Below are 321 nucleotides of genomic sequence, written 5' to 3'. Positions count from 1 at the left end.
GCCAGAAGACTTCGTGTGTCGACGTCCACTGTCTATCGTAAGCTTGACCAGTTCACTTTCAAGGAGCATTATGACAAGCTCCCAGCTGTTATGTCTTGGGATGAGTTTGGGTTCAAGAAAGGTGAACTCGCTTTTGTGGCTCAAAACTATGAGACCAACAAACTCATAACCGTCCTTGATAATCGTCGCCAAATCACTATTCGAAACTACTTTTTGAAGTATCTATTGAAAGTACGCCAAAAGGTACGGTTTATCACGATGGATATGTCAGGAGCCTATATCCCACTAGCTCGCAGACTTTTCCCAAACGCCGAAATCATT

At 43.6% G+C, this 321-nt stretch carries 1 protein-coding gene; it reads left to right on the top strand.

Annotated features, from left to right (window positions below; translation table 11 throughout):
- Positions 1-321 (top strand): ISL3 family transposase (locus ADF62_RS02215; RefSeq protein ID WP_048787974.1); only part of this gene is annotated, 321 nt, incomplete at both ends.

Source organism: Streptococcus sp. 1004_SSPC (assembly GCF_001069025.1).
GTDB classification, from domain to species: Bacteria; Bacillota; Bacilli; order Lactobacillales; family Streptococcaceae; genus Streptococcus; species Streptococcus vestibularis.
Note: the sequence above shows the minus strand (reverse complement) of the source record. Positions and strands in the feature narration are given on the sequence as shown.